Here is a 25,326-nt window from a genome sequence, read left to right as displayed (position 1 = left end):
ATGGCGTTCTTTCAAATTATAGAAAACGTTTGATTTAAGGCGAAAAAAAAGGCGGCACAGCGCCGCCTGGTGTGGTCTATATCGTCACATCCTCACAATTCTGGAGGATTTTTTCCTTCTTCGATGAAGTCGGGGTCCAGCTCTTCGGCGTTACCTTCGTGATCGCGCCCTGAGAAGAGGTTCCAGCAGGCGATAAACAGCGCGGCAATGAGCGGCCCAATCACAAAGCCGTTAATGCCGTACAGCTCCATGCCGCCGAGGGTGGAGATCAGAATCAGGTAGTCCGGCATTTTGGTGTCTTTCCCGACCAGCAGCGGGCGCAGGATATTGTCCACCAGCCCGACGATAATCACGAAGAAGCCGACAATAAACAGCCCTTGCCACAGCTGGTGGGTGGCGAACAGGAAGATGGCGGCGGGCACCCAGACTATCGCCGAGCCGATGGCGGGCACCAGCGAGAGGAAGGCCATCAGCGCGCCCCAGAGCACGCTGCCGTCAATACCGGCAATAGCAAACGCAATCCCGCCGAGGATGCCCTGAACCACCGCCACCGCCGCCGTACCTTTTACCGTGGCACGCGACACGCCGACGAATTTGGCGAACAGGTGCTGCTTGGCGAAATCAGACAGCGGCAGGGAGTCGAGGATTTGGCGCACCAGATACGGGCCGTCTTTCAACAGGAAGAACAGCAGATAAAGCATGATGCCGAAGCTAATCGCAAAGCCAAACGTACCCTTGCCAATCAGAAACGCGCTGCCGGCGAGATATTGCCCGCCCTGCAGGGCGACGTCGGAGAGTTTTTTCTGGATCTGCGCCGCGTTGGTCAGGTTGTGATCCGCCAGGAAGCCGCTGGCCCAGTCAGGCAGATGGTTGAAGATGCTCGCCACCACTTCCGGAAACTGGGTGTTGTTCTCCTGGAGCTTCGTGTACACCATGTTCAGCTCAATGGCGAGCGAGGAGAGGATCACCATCAACGGGATAAAGACGATCAGGCAGATAATGCCAATGGTCAACAGCGAGGCAAGCCCGTTGCGATCCCCCAGCGCGGCGCGCAGCCTGTTTTTTACCGGGTTGAAGATGACGGTCAGAATTGCGGCCCAGAGTATCGCGGAGAAGTAGGGCGACAGCACGTCGAAGAAGGCCCAGGTCACAAGGGCGAGAATGAAGATAAAGAAACCTTTGGTCAGTCCGTTAAAGCGCATCAGTCAGTCCTGGTTACTAAGAAACTGTGTCGACTATAGAACTGATTGTGAGAATTACCAACCTTGCGCCGGTTAGCGGCTGCGCCTTAACCGTCCTGCGGGCAGTGTTGCGGTATGAATCTGCTCTTCACGGATACCACTTTCGACTGACCGAAGATCGCCTTTTCCCGCACCATGCTGTAAGTATCTGCTTGCGGAGGTGCTTATGGCCTGGCGTCCGATTCTCTATGTGATCCTCACCACCCACCCCAGACTCAGCGCGAGGCGTGCCCGTTTGCGTCTGGTCATCTAGCTTTTTATTAACAATCGCGGTATAACACACCTTCTTTGGATGTTTAGATGTCCATACGTATAGAAGGTAATATGCAAACACAACAAGAAAATGGGCAGCTTAAGCGCACCATGAAAACACGCCACCTGATTATGCTCTCGCTGGGTGGCGTGATTGGGACAGGGTTATTCTTCAATACCGGATACATCATTTCCACGACCGGGGCGGCGGGCACGCTGCTGGCGTACCTGATAGGCGCGCTGGTGGTCTGGCTGGTGATGCAGTGTCTGGGCGAGCTTTCCGTGGCGATGCCGGAAACCGGCGCGTTCCACGTCTATGCCGCCCGCTATCTTGGCCCGGCGACGGGCTACACCGTGGCGTGGCTCTACTGGCTCACCTGGACGGTGGCGCTTGGTTCCAGCTTCACCGCCGCGGGCTTCTGTATGCAGTACTGGTTCCCGCAGGTGCCCGTCTGGGCCTGGTGCGTGGTCTTCTGCGTGGTGATTTTTGGCCTGAACGTTATCTCGACGCGCTTCTTTGCTGAAGGCGAATTCTGGTTCTCGCTGGTGAAAGTCATTACCATCATCGCCTTTATTATCCTTGGCGGGGCGGCGGTCTTTGGCTTTATTCCGATGCAGGACGGTTCCCCCGCGCCGGGCTTAAGCAACATCACTGCCGAAGGCTGGTTCCCGCACGGCGGCCTGCCGATCCTGATGACTATGGTGGCAGTGAACTTTGCCTTCTCCGGGACGGAGCTTATCGGCATCGCGGCGGGCGAAACGGAAAATCCGCACAAGGTGATTCCGGTTGCGATCCGCACCACCATCGCGCGCCTGATTATCTTCTTTATCGGCACCGTATTTGTGCTGGCGGCGCTGATCCCGATGCAGCAGGCGGGCGTGGAAAAGAGCCCGTTCGTGCTGGTGTTTGAAAAGGTCGGTATTCCTTACGCGGCAGACATCGTTAACTTCGTGATCCTGACGGCGATCCTCTCGGCGGCGAACTCGGGCCTGTACGCTTCCGGGCGCATGCTGTGGTCGCTGTCGAATGAGAAAACGCTGCCGCGCTGCTTTGCCCGCGTGAACAAAAACGGCGTGCCGCTGACGGCGCTGTCTGTCTCTATGCTCGGCGGCGTATTGGCGCTGTTCTCAAGCGTCGTGGCCCCGGACACGGTGTTTGTCGCGCTCTCGGCGATTTCTGGCTTTGCGGTGGTGGCGGTGTGGATCAGCATCTGCGCGTCGCACTTTGTTTTCCGTCGTCGCCATTTGCAGTCCGGCCAGCCGCTGTCTGCGCTGCAGTACCGCGCGCCGTGGTATCCGCTGGTGCCGGTGCTCGGTTTTATCCTCTGCGTGGTGGCCTGTGTCGGCCTTTGGTTTGACCCAAGCCAGCGCATTGCCCTTTATTGCGGGCTTCCGTTTGTCGCCCTGTGTTATGGTGCGTATTACCTGACCCGAAATATGACATCGCAGGAGCCTGAACATGTCGCAGAATAACCCGCTTACCGCCATCCTTGAAAAGCAGCCGTTTGTGGTGCTGGATGGCGCGATGGCGACGGAGCTGGAAGCGCGCGGCTGTAACCTGGCAGACAGCCTCTGGTCTGCCAAAGTACTGATGGAAAACCCGGAACTCATCCGTGAAGTGCATCTTGATTACTACCGCGCGGGTGCGCAGGTGGCGATCACCGCCAGCTATCAGGCCATGCCTGCGGGGTTTGCGGCGCGCGGCCTGGACGAAGCGCAGTCCCGCGCGCTGATCGGCAAAAGCGTTGAGCTGGCGCGTAAGGCGCGCGAAGCGTATCTGGCCGAAAACCCGCATGCGGGCACGCTGCTGGTGGCGGGATCCGTTGGGCCGTACGGCGCATATCTGGCGGATGGCTCAGAGTATCGCGGCGACTACGTGCGCAGCACTGAGGAGTTTATTACCTTCCACCGTCCGCGCGTGGAAGCGCTGCTGGATGCGGGCGCTGACCTGCTGGCCTGCGAAACGCTGCCCTCGTTTGTGGAGATTAAGGCGCTGGCGGCGCTTCTTGCCGAGTACCCCCGTGCCCGGGCGTGGTTCTCGTTCACCTTACGCGACAGCGAGCACCTGAGCGACGGTACGCCGCTGCGTGAGGTGGTCAGCGTGCTGGCAAACTCTCCGCACATTGTCGCGCTGGGCATTAACTGCATCGCCCTGGAAAACACCACGGCGGCGCTGAAGCATCTGCAAAGCCTGACGTCCCTGCCGCTGGTGGTCTACCCGAACTCGGGCGAGCATTATGACGCGGTAACCAAAACCTGGCACCACCACGGTGAAGCGTGCGAGACGCTGGCAGGGTATCTGCCGCAGTGGCTGGCTGCCGGGGCTAAGCTGATTGGCGGATGCTGCCGGACCACGCCGAAAGACATTGCTGAGCTGAACGCGCAGCGCTGAGTGCTTTGCCGGGTGGCGGCTACGCCTTACCCGGCCTACAAATTGCACGAACCGTAGGCCGGGTAAGCGCAGCGCCACCCGGCGAAACAACCGCACAAAATTCACTATCCTTTCCCGCTTTTTATCTAAAAACGAATCGTTATGAGCGATTCATTTTTATTCCTTTATCAAAATTCCCGCGCCGGAAATACTGCCCTCATAACAACAAGGGGAGCAGGCACTATGGCAATTTCATCGCGAATCACACTTCTCGGCGCACTGGCGCTGTGGGCATTTCAGGCGCAGGCGGTGGACGTCACCGTCGCGTATCAAACCTCTGCGGAACCGGCGAAAGTCGCGCAGGCGGACAACACCTTTGCCAAAGAGAGCGGCGCGAAAGTCGACTGGCGCAAGTTCGACAGCGGGGCGTCCGTCGTGCGTGCGTTAGCCTCTGGCGACGTGCAGATCGGCAATATCGGCTCCAGCCCGCTGGCGGTTGCGGCCAGCCAGCAGGTGCCAATCGAGGTTTTCCTGCTCGCCTCGCAGCTCGGTAACTCTGAAGCGCTGGTGGTGAAGAAGAACATCACCAAACCGGAAGATCTGATCGGCAAACGCATCGCCGTGCCGTTTATCTCCACCACCCACTACAGCCTACTGGCGGCGCTGAAACACTGGGGCATCAAGCCGGGTCAGGTACAAATTATCAACCTGCAGCCGCCGGCGATTATCGCGGCCTGGCAGCGCGGGGATATTGACGGGGCCTACGTGTGGGCACCGGCAGTGAACGAACTGGAAAAAGACGGCACCGTGCTGACCGACTCTGAAAAAGTGGGTCAGTGGGGCGCGCCAACCCTCGACGTGTGGGTAGTGCGCAAAGACTTCGCCGAGAAACATCCTGAGGTGGTGAAAGCCTTCGCCAAAAGCGCGATTGATGCCCAGCAGCCGTACATCTCTAACCCGGATGAATGGCTGAAGCAGCCCGCCAACCTGGAAAAACTCTCCCGCCTGAGCGGCGTGCCGGAAGCGGACGTGCCGGGTCTGGTGAAAGGCAATACCTATCTGACCCCCGCGCAGCAGGTGCAGCAGCTGACCGGGCCGGTGAACAAAGCGATTGTGGATACCGCCACCTTCCTGAAAGAGCAGGGCAAAGTGCCTGCGGTGGCGGCGGATTACAGCCAGTACGTGACCGATCGTTTTGTGAAATAAGGAGTCCGCCATGCTGAATATTACGAACCTGTACGCCGATTACGGTGGTAAGCCCGCGCTGGAGGACATCAACCTGACGCTGGACAGCGGTGAGCTGCTGGTGGTGCTGGGCCCGTCCGGGTGCGGAAAAACCACGCTGCTGAATCTGATCGCCGGGTTTGTCCCTTATCAGCATGGCACCATCCAACTGGAAGGCAAAAAGGTGGAAGGCCCGGGCGCCGAGCGCGGCGTGGTCTTCCAGAACGAAGGATTGCTTCCCTGGCGCAACGTGCAGGAAAACGTGGCGTTTGGGCTGCAGCTTGCGGGCATCAATCGCGAACAGCGGCTGGAAACGGCGCGGACGATGCTGAAAAAAGTGGGGCTGGAAGGGGCGGAAAAACGCTTTATCTGGCAGCTTTCCGGCGGCCAGCGACAGCGCGTAGGTATTGCCCGCGCGCTGGCCGCGAACCCGCAGCTGTTGCTGCTGGACGAGCCGTTCGGGGCGCTGGATGCCTTCACCCGCGAGCAGATGCAAACCCTGCTGCTGCGCCTGTGGCACGAGACGGGCAAGCAGGTGCTGTTGATTACCCACGATATCGAAGAGGCGGTGTTTATGGCGACGGAGCTGGTGCTGCTCTCGCCGGGGCCGGGCCGCGTGCTGGAGCGTTTGCCGCTGGATTTCGCTCGCCGCTACGTCGCGGGAGAACCCGTGCGCAGCATCAAATCCGATCCGCTGTTTATCGAACAGCGTGAATACGTCTTAAGCCGCGTGTTTGAACAACGGGAGGCTTTCTCATGAGCATCGTCTTCAGTGAAAAAACGCGCCGCACGCGTCTGGCGCTGCGCTGGCCTTTCTCGCGCCAAATCACGTTGAGCGTCGGTACGCTGCTGGTGCTGCTGGCGGTGTGGTGGGCGGTTGCTGCCCAGCAGTGGGTCAGCCCGCTGTTTCTGCCGCCGCCGGGCCAGGTGCTGGCCAAGCTCATTACCATCGCCGGGCCGCAGGGCTTTATGGATGCCACGCTCTGGCAGCACTTAGGTGCAAGTCTGGCGCGTATTCTGGTGGCGCTTCTGGCTGCCGTCATCATCGGCATTCCCGTGGGCATTGCGATGGGGCTTAGCCCGACGGTGCGCGGCATCCTCGATCCGCTGATCGAGCTTTACCGTCCGGTGCCGCCGCTGGCGTATCTGCCGCTGATGGTGATCTGGTTCGGCATCGGTGAAACGTCAAAAATCCTGCTGATTTATCTGGCGATTTTCGCCCCGGTTGCCATGTCGGCGCTGGCGGGCGTGAAGAGCGCCCAGCAGGTGCGGATCCGCGCGGCGCAGTCGCTGGGTGCCAGCCGCACGCAGGTGCTGCTGTTTGTGATTTTACCGGGCGCGCTGCCGGAAATTTTAACCGGGCTGCGCATCGGCCTCGGCGTGGGCTGGTCCACGCTGGTGGCGGCAGAGCTGATTGCGGCCACGCGCGGCCTTGGCTTTATGGTGCAGTCGGCGGGAGAGTTCCTGGCGACTGACGTGGTGCTGGCAGGGATCGCGGTGATCGCCGCGATCGCCTTCGGATTAGAACTGGGGCTGCGCGCGTTACAGCGCCGCCTGACGCCCTGGCATGGAGAAATACAATGAGTGAACGTCTGACCATTACCCCGCTGGGGCCGTACATTGGCGCGCAGGTGTCGGGCCTGGATGTGACCCGTCCGCTGAGCGATAACCAGTTCGAGCAGCTGTACCACGCGGTGCTGCGCCATCAGGTCGTTTTCCTGCGCGAACAGGCGATCACCCCGCAGCAGCAGCGCGCGCTGGCTCTGCGCTTTGGCGATCTGCATATCCACCCCGTCTATCCACATGCGGAAGGCGTGGAGGAGATTATCGTTCTGGACACCCACAACGATAACCCGCCGGATAACGACAACTGGCACACCGACGTAACCTTTATCGAGACGCCGCCCGCCGGGGCCATTCTGGCGGCGAAGCTGCTGCCGGAAACCGGCGGCGATACGCTGTGGACCAGCGGCATTGCGGCGTATGAGGCGCTCTCCGCGCCGTTCCGGACGCTGCTGAGCGGTCTGCGGGCGGAGCACGACTTCAAAAAATCGTTCCAGGAGTACAAGTACCGCAAGAGTGAAGAGGAGCATCAGCGCTGGCAGGAGGCGGTTGCGAAGCATCCTCCGCTGCTGCACCCGGTGGTGCGGACCCATCCTGTCACGGGCAAGCAGGCGCTGTTCGTGAACGAAGGGTTCACGACGCGCATTGTGGACGTGTCCGAGAAAGAGAGCGAGGCGCTGCTGGGATTCCTGTTCGCGCATATTACCAAGCCGGAGTTTCAGGTGCGCTGGCGCTGGCAGGAGAACGACCTGGCGATCTGGGATAACCGCGTAACGCAGCATTATGCCAATGCGGACTATCTGCCGCAGCGCCGGATTATGCAGCGGGCGACGATTTTGGGGGATAAGCCGTTTTATCGTGCGCCTTGATCCCTCACCCTAACCCTCTCCCCAAAGGGGCGAGGGGACTGCCGGTGCGGTTTTCACCCTCTCCCTTTTAGGGAGAGGGCTGGGGTGAGGGCATTAAATGCGCCTCAATATACCGCTGATAGCGGTTCGCCTTCAGGTAACACAAATCCACCAGCACCAGCCCGTCGACGCAGTCGTTAAACGCCGGGTCGCTGCCAAAATCAATAAACTGCACGCCGCCGGGTTCGCAAAGCTCGGAATACTGCTTGTAGAGCGGCGGAATGCCGCAGCCCAGATTGCCGAGCAGAGATTTCAGCTTTGTCAGGTCGTCCACGTAATCCACGCCGCCAAACTGCGCGAGCACGTCCGGCAGCGATGCGGGATACGGCTGACGAGACGCGGCCAGCGGATGCGTCGCCGGGAACCACAGGCGGTAAAAGGCCACCAGCAGATCCCGCGCGGCAGGCGGTAAGCCGCCTGAAATCGAGACCGGGCCAAACAGGTAGCGATAGTGCGGATAACGCGCCAGGTAGGCCCCAATGCCGGACCATAAATAATCCAGGCCGCGGCGTCCCCAGTAGCGCGGCTGAATAAAGCTGCGACCCAGCTCAATGCCGTGCTCCAGCACGTCCTGCATTTTGTCGTCGTAGTGGAAAAGGCTATAGCTGTACAACCCCTCCAGACCGCGACGTTCAACCTGTCTGGCGGTCGGCATAAAGCGGTACGCGCCGACGATCTCCAGATCTTCATCATCCCAGAGGATCAGGTGCAGATAATCATCATCGTAGCAGTCAGTGTCCCGGCGCTTGCCGCTCCCTTCCTCCACCGCGCGAAAGGCAATCTCGCGCAGGCGGCCCAGCTCGCGCAGCAGCGGGGCGTCTTCCTGCCCGTTGCGCTGCCAAAGATAGATGGTTTTACCGTCGCTGGTATTGCCCAGACATTCGGCCTGCGCCAGCGCGCGTTTCAGGGTGGCCCGGTCTTCCGGACGGGCAATGGCGCACTGGGTTTTAAAGACGCCAGGCACTCCCTTGCCAAGACGCATCACGTGCTGACGGCACTGTTCGGCCATCTCACGCGATGAAAGGGTGGCGCTATGCCAGTGATGCCACGCAATCTGCTGGCCGATCTTAATCGGCAGCTGGCTATGGCGACGGCGGAACATCTGCTGCATAAGCAGCAGCATTGACAGCGTCGGGGAGACCAGCGTGCTGGCATAGAAGAGCAGGCTGTTATGCGCCTGAATATGCACCGGCAGCAGCGGGGCGCGCAGCTTGCTGGCGAGTTTGATAAAGCCAGAGTGCCACTTTTTGTCGCGAATGCCTTTGCGCGTGGGGCGGGAAACTTCTCCGGCCGGGAAGAAGATCAGCACGCCCGCGTTTTGCAGATGCTGTTCCATCTGCACTAGCGACGATTTCGCCGTCCTGCCGCCCATATTATCCACCGGAATAAACAGCGAGCTGAGGGGCTCAAGGTGGGTCAGCATCCTGTTGGTGACGACTTTAACATCGCGTCGCACGCGGGAAACGGCGTACATCAGCGCCAGACCGTCCAGCGTACCCGTCGGGTGGTTGGCAATAATGACCAGCGGGCCATGTTCAGGGATTTGTTCAAGATCGCGGGCGGAAACGGTGCAGAGAATATCAAGGTGTTCCAGAACTTGCTCCACCATATCCAGTCCTTTCAGGTGGCGGTGTGCTGCTGCAAATTGCTGAAATTCGTCTTCGTAAAACAGTCTTTTTAACAGACTTTTTTGCCAGGGTGCAGGCCTCGCCTGAGGCCAAAGATCGTCGAGAACGCTATCGAGGCTAAACATGATTACTCCTCCTGCCGTCTTGCGAAGACAGTAGAAGGCGCAGATGTCGGTTGTATTGCAGTTTGGTGAAGATTAGCGCAGAGAGCAGGCCGGGCAAGGCGAAGCCGCCACCCGGCGCTAAAGCGGATTAACGCAGGATTTTCTTCTCGGCCAGATCCAGCGCGAAGTAGCTGAAGATCAGATCCGCGCCTGCGCGTTTGATGGCGCCGAGGCTTTCGAGGATCACTTTCTCTTCGTCAATCGCACCGGCCAGCGCGGCGAATTTGATCATCGCGTACTCGCCGCTGACCTGGTAAGCGCCCAGCGGCAGCTCGGTGCGCTCGCGGATGTCGCGCAGGATATCAAGGTACGCGCCCGCTGGTTTCACCATCAGGCAGTCTGCGCCCTGGGCTTCATCAAGCAGGGATTCACGAATCGCTTCCCGACGGTTAAGCGGGTTCATCTGATAGGTTTTACGATCGCCCTTCAGCGCCGTGCCCGCAGCTTCACGGAACGGGCCGTAGAAGGAGGAGGCAAATTTGGTGGAGTAAGACATGATGGCGGTGTCGGTAAAGCCCGCCGCGTCCAGCGCCTGACGAATCGCCTGAACCTGTCCGTCCATCGCCGCAGATGGCGCGATGAAGTCCGCACCTGCAGCGGCAGCGACTACAGCCTGCTTGCCAAGGTTCAGCAGGGTGGCATCGTTATCCACGCCGTGATCGCACAGCACGCCGCAGTGGCCGTGAGAAGTATATTCGCAGAAGCAGGTGTCTGACATTACTACCATTTCCGGCACGGTCTCTTTGCAGATGCGGGACATGCGGGCGACGAGGCCATCTTCTTTCCACGCGTCGCTGCCGGTGGCATCGGTATGGTGAGAGATGCCGAAGGTCATCACCGAGCGGATCCCCGAGTTGGCGATGCGTTCAATCTCACGCGCCAGATATTTCTCCGGAATGCGCATTACGCCCGGCATGGCTTCGATGGCTTTGTAGTCATCGATCTCTTCTTCGACAAAAATCGGCAACACCAGATCGTTTAAGGTCAGGGTTGTCTCTTCAAACATAGCGCGCAGTGCAGGTGACTTGCGCAGGCGGCGGGGACGTGCAATTAAATCGGTCATGGTATGCCTGATGTTTGTGGAACAAAGAAGGCTAGTGTACCTCAAAGTGAAGACAGGTGTTTTGGTAAAAGTGGGCATTTTATTTTGTAAAATGTGATGGGCCTGGTTTTCTGGCATCAATATATAATATAGGTCAGTATAACGCTGAAAGTGAGATGAGATATTCATGTTGTTTTTATAATAAATAGAATACATCATCTAAAATGATTCATTATTTATTTTTATATGTATCTCGTTTTTTCATGTTTATTTTAATGCTTTGTTTTTATGGTGTTTATCTGTAGTGATAGATGCTTTCTCGGTTTTGATGTGTTATTAGTCTGGATACGGACTTAATGGAAACATTCATTGAACCTTTTCGAAATGAAAATGCATAATTCCCTCCGCAATTAAACATTGCAAAATCATTGATGGACAAACTTGCTTACGTCCCTGAGGAGGGATGACCCAATGCAAACATGGAAAAAGAAACTCGTTGTATCTCAACTTGCATTAGGGAAGGTGCGAATAAGCGGGGAAATTCTTCTCGGCTGACTCAGTCATTTCATTTCTTCATGTTTGAGCCGATTTTTTCTCCCGTAAATGCCTTGAATCAGCCTATTTAGACCGTTTCTTCGCCATTTAAGGTGTTATCCCCAGTTTTTAGTGAGATCTCTCCCACTGACGTATCATTTGGTCCGCCCGAAACAGGTTGGCCAGCGTGAATAACATCGCCAGTTGGTTATCGTTTTTCAGCAACCCCTTGTATCTGGCTTTCACGAAGCCGAACTGTCGCTTGATGATGCGAAATGGGTGCTCCACCTTGGCCCGGATGCTGGCTTTCATGTATTCGATGTTGATGGCCGTTTTGTTCTTGCGTGGATGCTGTTTCAAGGTTCTTACCTTGCCGGGGCGCTCGGCGATCAGCCAGTCCACATCCACCTCGGCCAGCTCCTCGCGCTGTGGCGCCCCTTGGTAGCCGGCATCGGCTGAGACAAATTGCTCCTCTCCATGCAGCAGATTACCCAGCTGATTGAGGTCATGCTCGTTGGCCGCGGTGGTGACTAGGCTGTGGGTCAGGCCACTCTTGGCATCGACACCAATGTGGGCCTTCATGCCAAAGTGCCACTGATTGCCTTTCTTGGTCTGATGCATCTCCGGATCGCGTTGCTGCTCTTTGTTCTTGGTCGAGCTGGGTGCCTCAATGATGGTGGCATCGACCAAGGTGCCTTGAGTCATCATGACGCCTGCTTCGGCCAGCCAGCGATTGATGGTCTTGAACAATTGGCGGGCCAGTTGATGCTGCTCCAGCAGGTGGCGGAAATTCATGATGGTGGTGCGGTCCGGCAAGGCGCTATCCAGGGATAACCGGGCAAACAGACGCATGGAGGCGATTTCGTACAGAGCATCTTCCATCGCGCCATCGCTCAGGTTGTACCAATGCTGCATGCAGTGAATGCGTAGCATGGTTTCCAGCGGATAAGGTCGCCGGCCATTACCAGCCTTGGGGTAAAACGGCTCGATGACTTCCACCATGTTTTGCCATGGCAGAATCTGCTCCATGCGGGACAAGAAAATCTCTTTTCTGGTCTGACGGCGCTTACTGCTGAATTCACTGTCGGCGAAGGTAAGTTGATGACTCATGATGAACCCTGTTCCATGGCTCCAGATGACAAACATGATCTCATATCAGGGACTTGTTCGCACCTTCCTTAGCGCATGAGGAACTTCCTCCGAATATTGCGTTGGATCTGATTGGTCGCCGTCCTGATATTGTCGCGGCACGTTTACGCGCCGAGGCGGCAGCAGAGCAAATCAAACAGAAAAAAGCCGGTTTTTACCCAAGCGTTAATCTGGTTGCCTTTGCCGGGTTCCAGTCACTGGGTATTAACAACCTTACCCGGAGTGGCTCAGCAATTGGCAGCTTTGGCCCGGCCATATCGTTGCCAATATTTAATACGCAGAAGCTCCAGGGTGATTTGAAATACGCCAGCGGTGAATATGACATTGCGGTGCAGGTTTATAACGACACGTTAACGAATGCACTTCGGGAAGTGAGCGATGCGCTCACCAGCAGAGCCTCACTGAAAGACGAGATGCTTTATTCCCAGGGGGCAGTCACGTCGGCAGAAAAAGCGTATTCCCTCACCAAACAAAGATATGAAGGAAAGGTTGCTGACTATCTCGACGTCTTGTCCTCGGAAGATGAACTGGTCGCGGCCCGCCGAAAATTAGCCGATGTAAATTCTCGCGCCTTTACGATTGACGTCGCATTAGCGCGCGCATTAGGCGGCGGATATACCTCGAGCAAACAGTGATTTTTTAACACCAGGTTAATTACTAAATAGTGGAAAGAAAGGAAATAAAATGAGTCATTCTGCAGCTATTGAAAATCAAAATATTGAATCATCCGATATCAAAAAGAAAAAAAGAAAACGTTTATTCTCTTATCTCGCATTAAGCATCGCGCTGGCTGGCGCAGGCTCGTTCGCATACTGGGAATTAGTGGGTTCCCGATATGTTGAAACCGATAACGCCTATACCGATGTCGAGTCCGCTCAGCTCTCTTCCGCGATCACCGGTACGGTCAGTGCCATCCTGGTCACGGATTCTCAGGTGGTAAAAAAAGGCGATGTTCTGATCCAGCTGGATCCTACTGACGCAGAGTTAGCGCTTAATCAGGCGGAAGCAAACCTGAACCTGGCCATTCGGCGGGTAAATGGATATAAGGCCACTGACACAAAACTCGGCGCAGAAGTTGTGGCGAATGAAAAAGAGCAAAAACGTCTGCTGGCCCAGGTTGATGCCGCAAACGCTGACTTCCAGCGCGCGACGGTTGATCTCAAGCGACGCGAAGCCTTAATGCAGACGGGCGCGATTTCAGGCGACGAACTGACGCGTATTCAAAACGTTTATGCTTCCGCACTGGCAAACCTGAATGCCGCTAAAGCCGCCGTGGCGCAAGCAGATGCGGCAAGACAGGCGGCGGTGGGTGCAAGACAGGCGAATGCCGTGATGATTGAGGATGCAAATACCGAGACCAACCCGGAAGTTGCTCTCGCCAGAGCCAAGCGCGATCAGGCCAGACTGGATCTGGAAAGAACCGTGATCCGTTCGCCTGTCGATGGCGTGGTTGCTCGTCGCCAGGTCGAGCTTGGACAACGCGTCCAGCCTTCCACACCGTTACTGTCCGTGGTGCCGGTGCAGCAAATTCACGTCAATGCCAACTTCAAGGAAGTTCAGCTCCAGCATGTAAAAGTGGGACAGAAGGTAGAACTGGTAAGCGATCTGTATGGCGATAGCGTGCCTTTCCATGGAACGGTAGAAGGCTTTGATGGCGGCACCGGCGCAGCGTTTTCAATTATTCCTGCGCAGAACGCAACGGGTAACTGGATTAAGGTTGTTCAGCGTTTGCCGGTGCGCATCAAACTCAATGCTGATGAGCTTGCAGCGCATCCGTTGCGGGTTGGTCTGTCCATGAAAGCGACAGTTAACTTAAAAAGTGAATAACGGAAACCAGGCCATGTCTACATTAGTTATCGATAATCAGCCGCCTTCGCTGAAAGGCGGTATGTTATGGATTGGTGCCCTGGTACTTGCAATGGCTAACTTTTTAGCCGTGCTCAACATGACCATTGCAAACGTCACTCAACCCAACATGGCTGGTGCCCTGGGCGCAGGAACCAGCCAGGGCACGTGGATCATCACGGCCTATGCCGTGGCTGAAGCCATCACGGTGCCGCTATCAGGATGGTTAACCACACGGTTCGGCGGCGTGCGCGTTTTCTCCGTTTCCGTGTTCATGTTCGGTATTTTCTCTTTGCTTTGCGGCCTTTCCACTTCGCTGGGAATGCTGCTGCTGATGAGGGTTTTTCAGGGCATGGCGGGAGGCCCCCTGATGGCCTTATCACAAACGTTACTGCTGCGTATTTTTCCGAAAGAAAAATCCATGCAGGCGACGGGACTATGGGCGATGACAACATTGCTCGCGCCCGTGATAGGCCCGGTGCTGGGTGGCTGGATTTGCGATCATTACAGCTGGTCGTGGGTGTTTATCATCAACGTTCCGATGGCAATCGCTTTTTCAGTCGTGGCGTGGTCAGTACTGAAAATCTTCGAAGATACGCTGATAAACAACTCTATTTATATCGTTGGGTTTATTTTATTGGTGATCTGGGTTGGTGCCCTGCAGATCATGCTCGATGAAGGGAAAGACCTTGACTGGTTTGCCTCAGAGGAAATTTGCGTTCTGGCGATTATTGCCTGTATTGGCTTTTTAAGTTTCTGTATCTGGGAGCTGACCGCTGAACATCCGATTGTCGATATCAGAGTGTTTCGCCATCGCGGTTTTTCGGCCAGCATGTTTGTGCTCGCACTCGCGTTTGGATGTTTTTTTGGTCTGAATGTCCTCACGCCGTTGTGGCTACAATATAACTTAGGGTATACAACAACATGGGCAGGGATTGTGGTGGCCTGGGGCGGACTTCTGCAGGTAGTATTTTCTCCGGTTGCCGCTAACCTTTCTAACAAAATCGATCCGCGCATTCTTATCTTCTTTGGCTGCGCCTGGCTGGGTCTCGACACCTTCTGGCGATCCTATGCGACGACCGATATGGACTACTGGTCCATCTGCGTACCTTTGTTATTCATGGGCGTTGGCATGCCGCTGTACTATGTCCCTATTACGGGGCTTGCAATGGGCTCTGTAGATGAAACGGAAATGGCTTCAGCCGCGGGGCTAATGAACTTTGTTCGAACGTTATCGGGTGCGTTTGCCACATCGCTCGTAACGACGTCATGGCAGGACCAGCGCTATATAGCACATGACAAACTGGCGTCCGTCGTCGACCCTACTGGCGATCTTTCGCACTACATTAGTTCGGCCCCTCAGCAAGGTGGACAATTTGTGCGCGAGCTTTTTGACAAGATGGTAAACAGCCAGAGCATGATGCTTTCGACCAATAATCTGATGATGTCGATCGGCGTGATATTTTTTATCGCTGCATTTGCAATTGCATTAGCACCTAAACCTTCGCGCGTGGTGGATGCCGCATCTGTAGGACACTGATATTTATTCAGCACAAGGACGTGAGTATCAAAAAAACAGAGAAAATCTGATGGACAGTAAATCATATACGCCGGGCAGCCGGGATATTCTGTACAAGAAAATATTCCTTTCAATTTCCGAAATGAAATACCTTGAAAGGGAAATAAAAAAGTTCAACTGGCTAGAACGTACTTTTTTAAGGAAAAAAGAGTTCTATAAAATGCAATATCACAAAAGCAAATGTGACAGTGATGTAGCCCCCTGAAACACCGGACAGTAGCTGTATCTCCAGATAAGAGATAGGCTTGAATATATGTCTAACACTAACGCCAATTTTGAGATGACCGGGATCCTGTTAGGGCAAGAAGCCCGTAAACGTAAAACTCCTCAGGAGAAGATCGCCATTATCCAGCAGACGATGGAGCCGGGCATGAATGTCTCCCATGTCGCCCGCCTGCATGGTATCCAGCCCAGCCTGCTGTTTAAGTGGAAGAAGCAATATCAGGAAGGCAGCCTCACCGCCGTTGCGGCCGGAGAGGAAGTCGTTCCTGCTTCTGAGCTTACTGCTGCTCTGAAGCAGGTCCGGGAACTTCAGCGCCTTCTGGGCAAGAAGACGATGGAAGTTGAGATCCTGAAAGAAGCCGTGGAGTACGGCCAGTCGCGAAAATGGATAGCGCACGCGCCCTTGTTGCCAAAGGACGGGGAATAGCCCTGGTCAGCCGCACCATGGGCGTGTCGCGTGCGCAGCTGTCACTGCGGATTAACCGTTCTGCCGACTGGCAGGACAGGCGCTGTAACCGGCGTAATGACGAAGCAGACGAAGAAATACTGTCGGCTATCCTCGACATCATCAGCGATATGCCGAGTTATGGTTATCGACGCGTGTGGGGCATCCTGCGCAAGCAACGTCGCACAGAGGGACAGCCACCTGTGAACGCCAAACGGCTTTACAGGATAATGAGCGAGCATAACCTGTTGTTGTTGCATGACAAACCAGAGCGACCGAAGCGTGAACATAAGGGCAAGATAGCGGTGGCAGAAAGCGATATGCGCTGGTGTTCAGATGGCTTCGAGTTCGGCTGCGACAACGGCGAAAAACTGCGGGTAACGTTCGCGCTGGACTGCTGCGACCGTGAGGCCATAGACTGGGCAGCAAGCACGGGAGGCTATGACAGTTCGACCGTGCAGGATGTGATGCTGAGGTCGGTGGAAAAGCGCTTCGGCGACAGGCTACCGGAAACACCAGTGCAGTGGCTGACGGATAACGGTTCAGCGTATACCGCGTATGAAACGCGGAGGTTCGCGAGAGAGCTGAATCTGGAGCCCTGCACAACAGCGGTGAGCAGCCCGCAGAGTAATGGCATGGCCGAACGGTTCGTGAAAACGATGAAAGAAGACTATATCGCGTTCATGCCAAAACCGGATGTGAGAACAGCACTGCGAAACCTTGCAGTAGCGTTCACGCATTACAATGAAAACCACCCGCACAGCGCGCTGGGATATCACTCCCCGAGGGAATACCGGCGGCAGCGGACATCGTTAACTTAAGATACAAAAGCTGTCCGGAGATGGAGGGTCAAGATCAAAAGCAAATGTGACAGCAATTTCTTTAGATTTATCAACAGCGGACAGGACAACCAGAATACGTTAATTCATATCCTTGAACAATTACCTGAAAATCATCCTGACAGAACATGGCTGACGGGCTTCCTGATTTGAAACCATCAGGCAAGTAACGTAATAAACCGCAAGCCGTTTCCCGGCTGATTAACATTCCGGATGTGACATATATAAAAACTCTAAATTCAGGTTAACATCATGAAAATGAGTGACTTTCAATGTCTTATTGAAAAGAATAGCGATTATAAGGATGTTTGTCTCACCATTCTTCTAATACTGCAGGTTTTAACCATTTTTATCATTTCACCCGTTACGGAGAGCGAACATAAAAACTATCACTGGCTTAACAATGCGCTGTTCTCAGCAATGGCCTTGATTTCGGTATTCATTGTTTCGAAGGATATAAAAAGGTATCTGGCTATCCTCAGTTTTTCTTTTTGTCTGGTCGGGTTGGCCGTCGGGTCAACAACGACCACGCACAAAACCACAGGGGTACTGGTTCTCCTGTCAGGGATTTTTTTCTGTCTCAACGTTAGCTGGATTGTGGCGAAACAGGTTTTCGATGAGGGTGTTGTGACGCTGCATCGCATTCGCGGCGCCATGGTTATCTATCTGAATATCTCACTTTTGTTTGCGCTGCTGGACTGTTTACTGGTGGGATTCATTCCAGATGCATATACAGGAATATCGGACGATAACTCAATTGAAACGATGCTTTACTTCAGCCTCACCACGCTAACCACCCTTGGCTATGGAGATATTCTGGCAATACATCTTTTTGCACGCAATCTGGCGATGCTTGAAGCGGTGATGGGTCAATTCTATATGGGAACAATGATCGCTATTTTAGTCGGTTTACATATAGCACAGAGGACTCCTGCGTCAAAAAAGTGAATAAACGCTATTTTTAACATGCCGGATATATATCATTTTGCTGGCAGAAAAAAGTGGACGCTTCCCAGTGGAAGAAGCGTCCAAAAATCAGGCAATTATTCAGACACAGATTGAAACCGTAAACTGACGATCTCATCGATAATATCTCACACCCCCTTCTCTTCATTATTTACATTTTCTGCCATGGCTTAAGAAAAAGCTCATTCTGCAGGCGTTAACGTTTTTAGCAGGCGTGTTGCCCGCGCAAACCGGCAGGATAGTATTCATCCCGTCGGGAGCTGCGTAACCAGTGGCTTTTCACGTGAGGTGGACGAATTGTGCACAGCGCCGGCCGCGCCGCTTTCAAGAGGGCGATACCCATGCTGAGCGGTTGCACGCTCGCCGTTTCATCACGGGTAAAATAAGTGGTGTAAGATGATTACGGTAATGACTCCAACTTACTGATAGTGTTTTATGTTCAGATAATGCCCGATGACTTTGTCATGCAGCTCCACCGATTTTGAGAACGACAGTGACTTCCTGCCCAGCCTTGCCAGATGCTGCCTCAGATTCAGGTTATGCCGCTCAATGCGCTGCGTATATCGCTTGCTGATAACGTGCAGTTCTCCCTTCAGGCGTGATTCATACAGCGGCCAGCCATCCGTCATCCATACCACGACCTCAAAGGCCGACAGCAGGCCCAGAAGACGCTCCAGCGTGGCCAACGTGCGTTCTCCGAATACGTGCGCCACAACCGTCCTCCGTATCCTGTCATACGCGTAAAACAACCAGCGCTGGCGTGATTTAGCGCCGACGTAACCCCACTGTTCGTCCATTTCCGCGCAAACAATGACGTCACTGCCCGGTTGTATGCGTGAGTTTACCGACTGCGGCCTGAGTTTTTTAAGTGTCGTAAAATCGTGTTGAGGCCAACGCCCATAATGCGTGCACTGGCGCGACATCCGACGCCATTCATGGCCATATCAATGATTTTCTGATGCGTACCGGGTTGAGAAGCGGTGTAAGTGAACTGTAGCTGCCATGTTTTACGGCAGTGAGAGCAGAGATAGCGCTGATGTCCGGCAGTACTTTTACCGTTACGCACCACGCCTTCAGTAGCTGAACAGGAGGGACAGCTGATAGAAACAGAAGCCACTGGAGCACCTCAAAAACACCATCATACACTAAATCAGTAAGTTGGCACCATTACCTGTTATGCTGTCTCGTACAAAGTGTAACCTGGGCTGGCGAACTGCCAAAACCAGTTGGTAAACCCATTTTAACGATTTACGGTAATATAGAAAATACCAATGAAAATGGGAAAGCAGTGTTTGATCTCGCCAGCCTAGAAAAACTGGGTGTGGTGAGTTTCGAGACGACATCTCCCTGGTATAACGGTCGTACGAAGTTTGAGGGTGTTCCCATGAATAAACTCATGGATTATGTGGGTGCGAAGGGAACTAACGTTAATGTTATTGCGCTCAATGATTACTCTACCGTGATCCCTCTCAGCGACTTTAAAAAATACAACGCCATACTTGCCTTAAAGATCAATGGCGAATATATGCGCATCCGCGATAAAGGCCCATCATTCATTGTATACCCCTATGACAGTCTTCCTGAGTTGAATAATCAGATTTATTACTCGCGTTCAGCATGGCAGGTTAGCAAAATGAAGATTGAGTAGTCGTTCAGGAGAACATAATGAACAGGATACTGGTTGGTATCATTTTTTCTCTTTTTATCACGACAGGATATATTGCATTCCTTGTTTACGATCGACAGCAAGAATTGCAAAAACTGACTCAATACACCGAGTCCTGGTCCGTGGCACAACTGGTATCAGAGTATTACCGTTTTGAATCATGGCTTGGTCTATACGCAACCGATACCGATGACGTTACGATAGACCAGGTCCGCATGCGTCTCGAAATTATGCTCAGCCAGAGCGATTTAATGAAGGGTGGAGATTTAGGTCGCTATATTGACAGCGATAAAGCGCATCAGGAGCTTGCTTTGCGCTTAGAGAAAATACTGACTTATCTGGATAGCCATCTAGAGAAAATGAGCCATCCAGAGTTACAGGCTTACCTGACAAATATGCATGCTCTCGACGCGCCGCTGAGCCAGCTTTCTGCAACGGCACTGACGAAAGATATTAACACGGTTAATGAATCCAACCATAAAATACAGATCCTTTACTATATTTACTCCGCACTTTCATTACTCCTGGTGATATTAAGCTTTATTCTTGGTTTCTTAATGATCTACCAGAATAAAAACATTCTCAAAGCACACATGCAGGTTAAAAGCCTTGCTGACGAACTGCAGATATCAAAAGAAACGCTGCAAATTCAGAACTCGAAGCTTGAGTATGATGTTTATCATGACTCCCTCACCGGCATGAAAAACCGCCTTTTCTTCTGGGACGATCTCAATAAAATTAATCTTCAGGCAGATAAAAACCACGTCCCCGTCACGGTGATGTTATTTGATTTAGACCGGTTCAAAGAGGTCAACGATACCTATGGCCATGATGCCGGAGATTTGCTGTTGAATCAGGTATCCAGACGCCTCACCTCAATGAGCAGCGCCACGGATACATTTTACCGTTTGGGCGGAGACGAGTTTGCCCTGCTTTCCAGTGGGCTTACCGAAGCAGCCGCCGTTTCGCGCGCCAAAGAAATCAGCGAACACATCAGCCAGCCCTATACGATTAATAACCAGCTGATAAAAATCGCCACCTGCGTGGGTATCGTATTATCTGATAATGAGCGGCGCTCTGACTACCTTTATAAATTTGCCGATCTGGCGCTCTACGAAGCCAAAAAAGAGGGTTCACAGCAGATAAAAGTCTTCCGTCAGTGGATGCTGCAAAAGTTACAGGAAAGCCGAACCCTTGAACATGATATGGCACTGGCGATCGATAACCATGAATTCGTTGTTTATTACCAGCCTATTGTCGATTCATTCAGCAATGAAATTTACGGCTATGAAGCGCTTATTCGCTGGATACACCCGGTGAAGGGGATACTGTCACCTGATTACTTTATTTCTGTCGCTGAAAAAACGGGGATGATCAATCAGATCGGTAAAAATGTGCTTGAGCTTGCCTGCCGGGAAGCGGTTTCCTGGGCGGTTCCGGCAAGGATCTCTGTGAACGTCTCACCCGTTCAGCTGGGCACGAAATCATTTACGGCGATGGTACAGTCCATCCTGAAGGAGACTGGACTTCCGGCAAACCGTCTTGAATTAGAGGTTACGGAGTCATCGCTCTTCAGCGACAGCAACACGCCGCTTACTATTCTCAAAAAGCTGAGAACGCTGGGTGTAAGAATCTCAATCGATGATTTCGGAACGGGTTATTCGTCGCTCTCACGTCTGAGTGAACTGAATTTTGATAAAATTAAAATCGACAAATCCTTTGTGAACCCGATATCCACGCAGGATGATGCCCTTAATATCGTTAAATTGATAACCGGCATGGCGAAGAGCCTCAATATGAGGGTAATTGCAGAAGGTGTTGAAACAGAAGCGCAGCTTGAACGTCTTCAGGCGCTTGGCTGCGATCTCGTCCAGGGATATCTGTTCGGAAAACCACAGGCTGAGATTGACAGGAAGATTAGATACGGTTGAAATGGTTGCGCGGCTTTTTCTGGCCCAAAACCCTTTAGGCGATTGATAATCAAAGGTTAAACAATGAAAAAAACAGCCCCAGAATATACGCCTGTTGATTTATCTCGTTGGGCCAGGAAGGAGCATTTTGAAGTATTCCAGTCATTTGCCGAGTGTACAATTAACCAAACGGTTCTGATCGACATCACCGCGCTGCGGAAACATATCAAAAAGGTCGGCTGGAAGTTTTACCCGACGATTATTTTCCTCCTCTCTAAAATCATGAACCGGCATCCGGAATTCCGTATGGCCATTAAGGACAATGAGCTTGTCATATGGAATGAAATTCATCCCAGCTATACCATTTTCCACCCTGAAACCGAGACTTTTTCGTCATTGTGGAGCCACTTCGACGGCAATATTCAGCACTTCCAGAACACCTATGCAGAAGACGTTGCGCGCTATGGCAATAACCTTTCTTACTGGCCGAAGGAAGAGTCACGGGAAAATGTCTTTTTCGTATCATCTATTCCCTGGGTAACGTTTACGAACTTTACGATGAACATTGCGCACATGAAGAACTTCTTTTCTCCTATGTTCACGTTTGGAAAATACTACGAGCAGGACGGGAAAGTGTTGTTGCCTATGGCGGTGCAGGTCCATCATTCCGTGTGCGATGGTTTCCATGTGGCAAGGATGTTTAATGAGTTGCAGGAGATGTGTGATGGTTTGCCGGAGCTGTCGGAGGGATTAAATAGCTGATAAGCCGAAGGCTATTTTAAAATGGGATAATAGGAACATAACGTAGCCATGCATCCTATTTATTTTCAGTAATTTATATTCATCATGATTTTTAATGTACCCCCAAAAGTACCCCCAATCAGATCTCGTCTGAACTCTGACAGCAAAAAAATTGCGGGCTGTCTAATAGACAGCCCGCCAGCATGGTTGATGTTTTTACAGATACTAATCAACCTTCCAAACGTTAACTGCTTGTTGTGACATCCACTTTTGAAAATCATTGACAGATTCTAAATTCCACTCTGCATATTCGGTAATGGTGCCAACTTACTGATTTAGTGTATGATGGTGTTTTTGAGGTGCTCCAGTGGCTTCTGTTTCTATCAGCTGTCCCTCCTGTTCAGCTACTGAAGGCGTGGTGCGTAACGGTAAAAGTACTGCCGGACATCAGCGCTATCTCTGCTCTCACTGCCGTAAAACATGGCAGCTACAGTTCACTTACACCGCTTCTCAACCCGGTACGCATCAGAAAATCATTGATATGGCCATGAATGGCGTCGGATGTCGCGCCAGTGCACGCATTATGGGCGTTGGCCTCAACACGATTTTACGACACTTAAAAAACTCAGGCCGCAGTCGGTAAACTCACGCATACAACCGGGCAGTGACGTCATTGTTTGCGCGGAAATGGACGAACAGTGGGGTTACGTCGGCGCTAAATCACGCCAGCGCTGGTTGTTTTACGCGTATGACAGGATACGGAGGACGGTTGTGGCGCACGTATTCGGTGAACGCACGTTGGCCACGCTGGAGCGTCTTCTGGGCCTGCTGTCGGCCTTTGAGGTCGTGGTATGGATGACGGATGGCTGGCCGCTGTATGAATCACGCCTGAAGGGAGAACTGCACGTTATCAGCAAGCGATATACGCAGCGCATTGAGCGGCATAACCTGAATCTGAGGCAGCATCTGGCAAGGCTGGGCAGGAAGTCACTGTCGTTCTCAAAATCGGTGGAGCTGCATGACAAAGTCATCGGGCATTATCTGAACATAAAACACTATCAGTAAGTTGGAGTCATTACCTGCATATTCTGTCACTTTTAAGGCCAAATTATATCCGGATTTTGTATATTCTTTTTTCTTCTCTTCAAAGGATGAGCGTTTTAAATTATCTTTATCCATTAAGATCATGTTTCCAAGTCTATCTTTTACATCATTAATTCCTTCACCAAAAGATCCGCTCCACTCTTTTTCTGGATGATAAGGGCAAATATGCTCTAATGTCGTTTTTTCATAATCACATGGATTACCTAAATAGCCTTCAATTTCAGAAAGTAAAAAACGTATTTTTTTCGCTGTTTGTCTACTTGGCATTCTATGAAATTCAAAAGCATTAAAGAATGTATTATCATCGGGATACAAACGTTTAAATTCCTCGCTATTTTTCACATGACTAGCTCTTAAGAACTCTCGATTATAAACCTTGTTCGCAATTTGATTATAAATATTCTCTTGTTCACTAGGTGATAAATGGCAGATAATATTATATCGAATAGATAATACATATATATATTTTACGAGCTTAACAAACTCTTCTGGAGAAAAATTACCAAAGGCAGCAAGAAATATTGTTAGTGGTTGCTTGATATTAAATAATCTTATGCCATTAAGATAGTGCAATACATTTCTGTATTTCACATCTTGATCTCCCCACCATGCATCATTGGGATTGATCAATGATGCATAGATAGGTGAGTAGTCAATTAATGACTTCAAATACTGATACGCTTCTTCCGGTTTCGTTAATATTTTTCTCATTGAGGAAAAAAGGTTGTTCTTAGTAACCATTCTTCTCTGTGAATTATAGTGATATCTAATGTAATCAGAAACATTGCTCTCTCCAAGTTGGACAATCATTTCTGACCATTGCTCGTCCAAATCATTGAGCTCTTCTTCTCCGATTTGATCATCTTTAGTCACAATTGAAAACAAATAGTTTTTTAGTAGGTCCGGAGTAGACAATTGGACCCCTCTAGCATTCAAAGTTTCAAAAACTTTATAGGCATTAAGATCGTCTTGTACAATTATCTTTGTAAAAATCATACTTGAAGAAAAATCTGCAATAAACTGAGCAATCTCCGCACCTGTTTTGCCGTAATCTTTCTTACAGAAAAAGTCAAAACACTTACGTATCAATTTATTAGTTGATGTTATACCGCGAGAATTTTGAGCCTCTAAATGAGATGACATTCTTTGAAAATAACTCTTATTATTTCTATTTAGTTCTAATTTATTAATTACTTTAAGCGTAACGAAGTTCTTACTTCCGACAAAATTCTGAGTTATACCATCGAGTCGTTCAGTATTGCCCTGAACATCCTCCCCATTATTAATTAAAGTTTTGATCGCTTTCATTGCAGCCAGAACTATAATCGATAACGTAACTAAGCGTTGTTGCCCATCTATAATTTCATGCTGATACTGTTCTTTTTGTTGAAGGACAATGTAGCCCATATAATGGAAACCTTCATCATCAAGAGAATTTATATCTGCCCACAAATCCTCCCATTGTCCCACATCCCATGCATAGTCTCGCTGGAATCTAGGCACAATATATTTGTTAGGCCCACCTATTAATTCATTAAAATTCTCATTTTTTGGTTCCATCAACATAAATTGCTTTGCCATTTAATCAAATCCCGTTATTTTAAAATGACGTTATCATAAGGCTGTTAATTATTAACAAGACATTATGATGAGAGTTTCATAGCTATGATGCACGATAAACGATTCGAGCACTAAGAGACACTTCTGGCGCTCTACATCATCAGAGACAATCAACTTGGCCGCTTTGAACAAGCAGTAGAAAGGTTAAAAGTTATTCTAAATATATCTAAATTACTGACTGAAGCAACTGTAACTTAGAGCGCGTTCTGCCAAAAATCCCCACTGGCGCTGCCGGTGGGTGACAACTTTTGACAACTCAATCTGAACGCCAGCTTCCGGGTAAACTGGAACATCGATCTGAAAGAGGCTCGAG

The 25,326-nt window shown here is 51.9% G+C and carries 21 protein-coding genes; 15 read left to right on the top strand and 6 right to left on the bottom strand.

Annotated features, from left to right (window positions below):
* Positions 1-92: 92 nt before the first annotated feature.
* Positions 93-1,202, bottom strand: coding sequence for an AI-2E family transporter (locus ACJ69_RS00175; RefSeq protein ID WP_029739734.1), 1,110 nt, complete (start codon positions 1,200-1,202; stop codon positions 93-95).
* Between the two features lie 363 nt (positions 1,203-1,565).
* Between ACJ69_RS00175 and mmuP the strand changes: the two genes are divergently transcribed.
* The 6 genes from mmuP to tauD all read left to right on the top strand — a co-directional run bounded on the left by mmuP (position 1,566) and on the right by tauD (position 7,520).
* Positions 1,566-2,966, top strand: a complete 1,401-nt coding sequence (mmuP, locus tag ACJ69_RS00170) for an S-methylmethionine permease (protein WP_023334652.1) — start codon at positions 1,566-1,568, stop codon at positions 2,964-2,966.
* A complete protein-coding gene (gene mmuM / locus ACJ69_RS00165) occupies positions 2,953-3,885 on the top strand; it encodes a homocysteine S-methyltransferase (protein WP_054830264.1) in 933 nt (310 codons plus the stop codon). The genes mmuP and mmuM overlap by 14 nt, the downstream gene beginning before the upstream one ends.
* Before the next feature lie 222 nt (positions 3,886-4,107).
* On the top strand, positions 4,108-5,070 hold the full coding sequence (gene tauA / locus ACJ69_RS00160; RefSeq protein ID WP_023293188.1) for a taurine ABC transporter substrate-binding protein: 963 nt from the start codon (positions 4,108-4,110) through the stop codon (positions 5,068-5,070).
* A gap of 10 nt (positions 5,071-5,080) precedes the next feature.
* A complete protein-coding gene (gene tauB, locus ACJ69_RS00155) occupies positions 5,081-5,848 on the top strand; it encodes a taurine ABC transporter ATP-binding subunit (RefSeq protein ID WP_029739736.1) in 768 nt (255 codons plus the stop codon).
* Positions 5,845-6,672: a taurine ABC transporter permease TauC gene (gene tauC / locus ACJ69_RS00150; RefSeq protein ID WP_010427972.1), complete on the top strand. Its 828-nt coding sequence runs from the start codon at positions 5,845-5,847 to the stop codon at positions 6,670-6,672. The genes tauB and tauC overlap by 4 nt, the downstream gene beginning before the upstream one ends.
* Entirely contained in the window at positions 6,669-7,520 is an 852-nt protein-coding gene (tauD, locus tag ACJ69_RS00145) for a taurine dioxygenase (protein WP_059346232.1), read from the top strand. Before tauC ends, tauD begins: the two co-directional genes overlap by 4 nt.
* 67 nt (positions 7,521-7,587) lie before the next feature.
* Here the strand turns inward: tauD and ACJ69_RS00140 are convergent, their stop codons facing one another.
* The 3 genes from ACJ69_RS00140 to ACJ69_RS00130 all read right to left on the bottom strand — a co-directional run bounded on the left by ACJ69_RS00140 (position 7,588) and on the right by ACJ69_RS00130 (position 12,037).
* Entirely contained in the window at positions 7,588-9,312 is a 1,725-nt protein-coding gene (locus ACJ69_RS00140; RefSeq protein ID WP_059346231.1) for a lysophospholipid acyltransferase family protein, read from the bottom strand.
* 127 nt (positions 9,313-9,439) lie between these two features.
* Positions 9,440-10,414, bottom strand: coding sequence for a porphobilinogen synthase (gene hemB, locus ACJ69_RS00135; protein ID WP_059346230.1), 975 nt, complete (start codon positions 10,412-10,414; stop codon positions 9,440-9,442).
* Between the two features lie 642 nt (positions 10,415-11,056).
* Positions 11,057-12,037 carry an IS5-like element IS5 family transposase gene (locus tag ACJ69_RS00130; RefSeq protein WP_000019402.1) on the bottom strand — a complete coding sequence of 327 codons (981 nt, stop codon included), beginning with the start codon at positions 12,035-12,037 and terminating at the stop codon, positions 11,057-11,059.
* A 101-nt stretch (positions 12,038-12,138) separates the two neighbouring features.
* On the opposite strand from ACJ69_RS00130, the gene ACJ69_RS00125 reads away from it, so the two are divergent.
* The 5 genes from ACJ69_RS00125 (at position 12,139) to ACJ69_RS00095 (ending at position 17,954) form a co-directional block, all read left to right on the top strand.
* Complete coding sequence (locus ACJ69_RS00125) at positions 12,139-12,711, top strand: TolC family protein (RefSeq protein WP_059346229.1); 573 nt, start codon at positions 12,139-12,141, stop codon at positions 12,709-12,711.
* A gap of 49 nt (positions 12,712-12,760) precedes the next feature.
* Positions 12,761-13,903, top strand: coding sequence for an HlyD family secretion protein (locus tag ACJ69_RS00120; RefSeq protein ID WP_047648609.1), 1,143 nt, complete (start codon positions 12,761-12,763; stop codon positions 13,901-13,903).
* Positions 13,904-13,916: 13 nt separating this feature from the next.
* On the top strand, positions 13,917-15,461 hold the full coding sequence (locus ACJ69_RS00115; protein WP_059346228.1) for a DHA2 family efflux MFS transporter permease subunit: 1,545 nt from the start codon (positions 13,917-13,919) through the stop codon (positions 15,459-15,461).
* A 319-nt stretch (positions 15,462-15,780) separates the two neighbouring features.
* A protein-coding gene (locus ACJ69_RS00100; RefSeq protein ID WP_116799391.1) for an IS3 family transposase occupies positions 15,781-16,988 on the top strand; the annotation gives its coding sequence in 2 pieces (ribosomal slippage) (positions 15,781-16,102 and positions 16,102-16,988; 1,209 coding nt in all).
* Between the two features lie 270 nt (positions 16,989-17,258).
* Positions 17,259-17,954, top strand: coding sequence for a potassium channel family protein (locus ACJ69_RS00095; protein ID WP_059346226.1), 696 nt, complete (start codon positions 17,259-17,261; stop codon positions 17,952-17,954).
* Positions 17,955-18,391: 437 nt separating this feature from the next.
* Here ACJ69_RS00095 and ACJ69_RS00090 read toward each other — a convergent pair.
* A protein-coding gene (locus ACJ69_RS00090; protein ID WP_223274117.1) for an IS1 family transposase occupies positions 18,392-19,089 on the bottom strand; the annotation gives its coding sequence in 2 pieces (ribosomal slippage) (positions 18,392-18,840 and positions 18,840-19,089; 699 coding nt in all).
* A 54-nt stretch (positions 19,090-19,143) separates the two neighbouring features.
* Here ACJ69_RS00090 and ACJ69_RS00085 point away from each other — a divergent pair.
* The 4 genes from ACJ69_RS00085 to ACJ69_RS00065 all read left to right on the top strand — a co-directional run bounded on the left by ACJ69_RS00085 (position 19,144) and on the right by ACJ69_RS00065 (position 23,354).
* Positions 19,144-19,620, top strand: a complete 477-nt coding sequence (locus ACJ69_RS00085; RefSeq protein ID WP_059346225.1) for a putative pterin-binding protein — start codon at positions 19,144-19,146, stop codon at positions 19,618-19,620.
* A 17-nt stretch (positions 19,621-19,637) separates the two neighbouring features.
* Positions 19,638-21,569, top strand: coding sequence for a putative bifunctional diguanylate cyclase/phosphodiesterase (locus ACJ69_RS00080; protein ID WP_059346224.1), 1,932 nt, complete (start codon positions 19,638-19,640; stop codon positions 21,567-21,569).
* 63 nt (positions 21,570-21,632) lie between these two features.
* The gene (gene catA, locus ACJ69_RS00075) at positions 21,633-22,310 is read left to right on the top strand and encodes a type A chloramphenicol O-acetyltransferase (protein WP_059346223.1); all 678 of its coding nucleotides are present in this window, start codon (positions 21,633-21,635) and stop codon (positions 22,308-22,310) included.
* Between the two features lie 346 nt (positions 22,311-22,656).
* Positions 22,657-23,354 (top strand): IS1 family transposase gene (locus tag ACJ69_RS00065; RefSeq protein ID WP_223274117.1). Its coding sequence is split into 2 segments (ribosomal slippage): positions 22,657-22,906 and positions 22,906-23,354, totalling 699 coding nucleotides; the frame shifts between segments, so codons are not numbered across the junction.
* Here the strand turns inward: ACJ69_RS00065 and ACJ69_RS00060 are convergent.
* On the bottom strand, positions 23,289-24,974 hold the full coding sequence (locus ACJ69_RS00060) for a DUF262 domain-containing protein (protein ID WP_081051404.1): 1,686 nt from the start codon (positions 24,972-24,974) through the stop codon (positions 23,289-23,291). The genes ACJ69_RS00065 and ACJ69_RS00060 overlap by 66 nt on opposite strands.
* Positions 24,975-25,326 lie beyond the last annotated feature (352 nt).

Origin of the sequence: Enterobacter asburiae, from assembly GCF_001521715.1 — a bacterium.
In the GTDB taxonomy this organism is placed as follows: Bacteria; Pseudomonadota; Gammaproteobacteria; order Enterobacterales; family Enterobacteriaceae; genus Enterobacter; species Enterobacter asburiae.
Note: the sequence above shows the minus strand (reverse complement) of the source record. Positions and strands in the feature narration are given on the sequence as shown.

Excerpts from the sequence above, each read along its gene's own strand:
- hemB (WP_059346230.1), bottom strand. The coding sequence starts at position 10,414 with ATGACCGATTTAATTGCACGTCCCCGCCGCCTGCGCAAGTCACCTGCA.
- tauC (WP_010427972.1), top strand. The coding sequence starts at position 5,845 with ATGAGCATCGTCTTCAGTGAAAAAACGCGCCGCACGCGTCTGGCGCTG.
- mmuM (WP_054830264.1), top strand. The coding sequence starts at position 2,953 with ATGTCGCAGAATAACCCGCTTACCGCCATCCTTGAAAAGCAGCCGTTT.
- tauD (WP_059346232.1), top strand. The coding sequence starts at position 6,669 with ATGAGTGAACGTCTGACCATTACCCCGCTGGGGCCGTACATTGGCGCG.
- ACJ69_RS00130 (WP_000019402.1), bottom strand. The coding sequence starts at position 12,037 with ATGAGTCATCAACTTACCTTCGCCGACAGTGAATTCAGCAGTAAGCGC.
- tauA (WP_023293188.1), top strand. The coding sequence starts at position 4,108 with ATGGCAATTTCATCGCGAATCACACTTCTCGGCGCACTGGCGCTGTGG.
- ACJ69_RS00140 (WP_059346231.1), bottom strand. The coding sequence starts at position 9,312 with ATGTTTAGCCTCGATAGCGTTCTCGACGATCTTTGGCCTCAGGCGAGG.
- ACJ69_RS00115 (WP_059346228.1), top strand. The coding sequence starts at position 13,917 with ATGTCTACATTAGTTATCGATAATCAGCCGCCTTCGCTGAAAGGCGGT.
- ACJ69_RS00095 (WP_059346226.1), top strand. The coding sequence starts at position 17,259 with ATGAAAATGAGTGACTTTCAATGTCTTATTGAAAAGAATAGCGATTAT.
- ACJ69_RS00120 (WP_047648609.1), top strand. The coding sequence starts at position 12,761 with ATGAGTCATTCTGCAGCTATTGAAAATCAAAATATTGAATCATCCGAT.
- ACJ69_RS00080 (WP_059346224.1), top strand. The coding sequence starts at position 19,638 with ATGAACAGGATACTGGTTGGTATCATTTTTTCTCTTTTTATCACGACA.
- ACJ69_RS00060 (WP_081051404.1), bottom strand. The coding sequence starts at position 24,974 with ATGGCAAAGCAATTTATGTTGATGGAACCAAAAAATGAGAATTTTAAT.
- tauB (WP_029739736.1), top strand. The coding sequence starts at position 5,081 with ATGCTGAATATTACGAACCTGTACGCCGATTACGGTGGTAAGCCCGCG.
- catA (WP_059346223.1), top strand. The coding sequence starts at position 21,633 with ATGAAAAAAACAGCCCCAGAATATACGCCTGTTGATTTATCTCGTTGG.
- mmuP (WP_023334652.1), top strand. The coding sequence starts at position 1,566 with ATGCAAACACAACAAGAAAATGGGCAGCTTAAGCGCACCATGAAAACA.
- ACJ69_RS00175 (WP_029739734.1), bottom strand. The coding sequence starts at position 1,202 with ATGCGCTTTAACGGACTGACCAAAGGTTTCTTTATCTTCATTCTCGCC.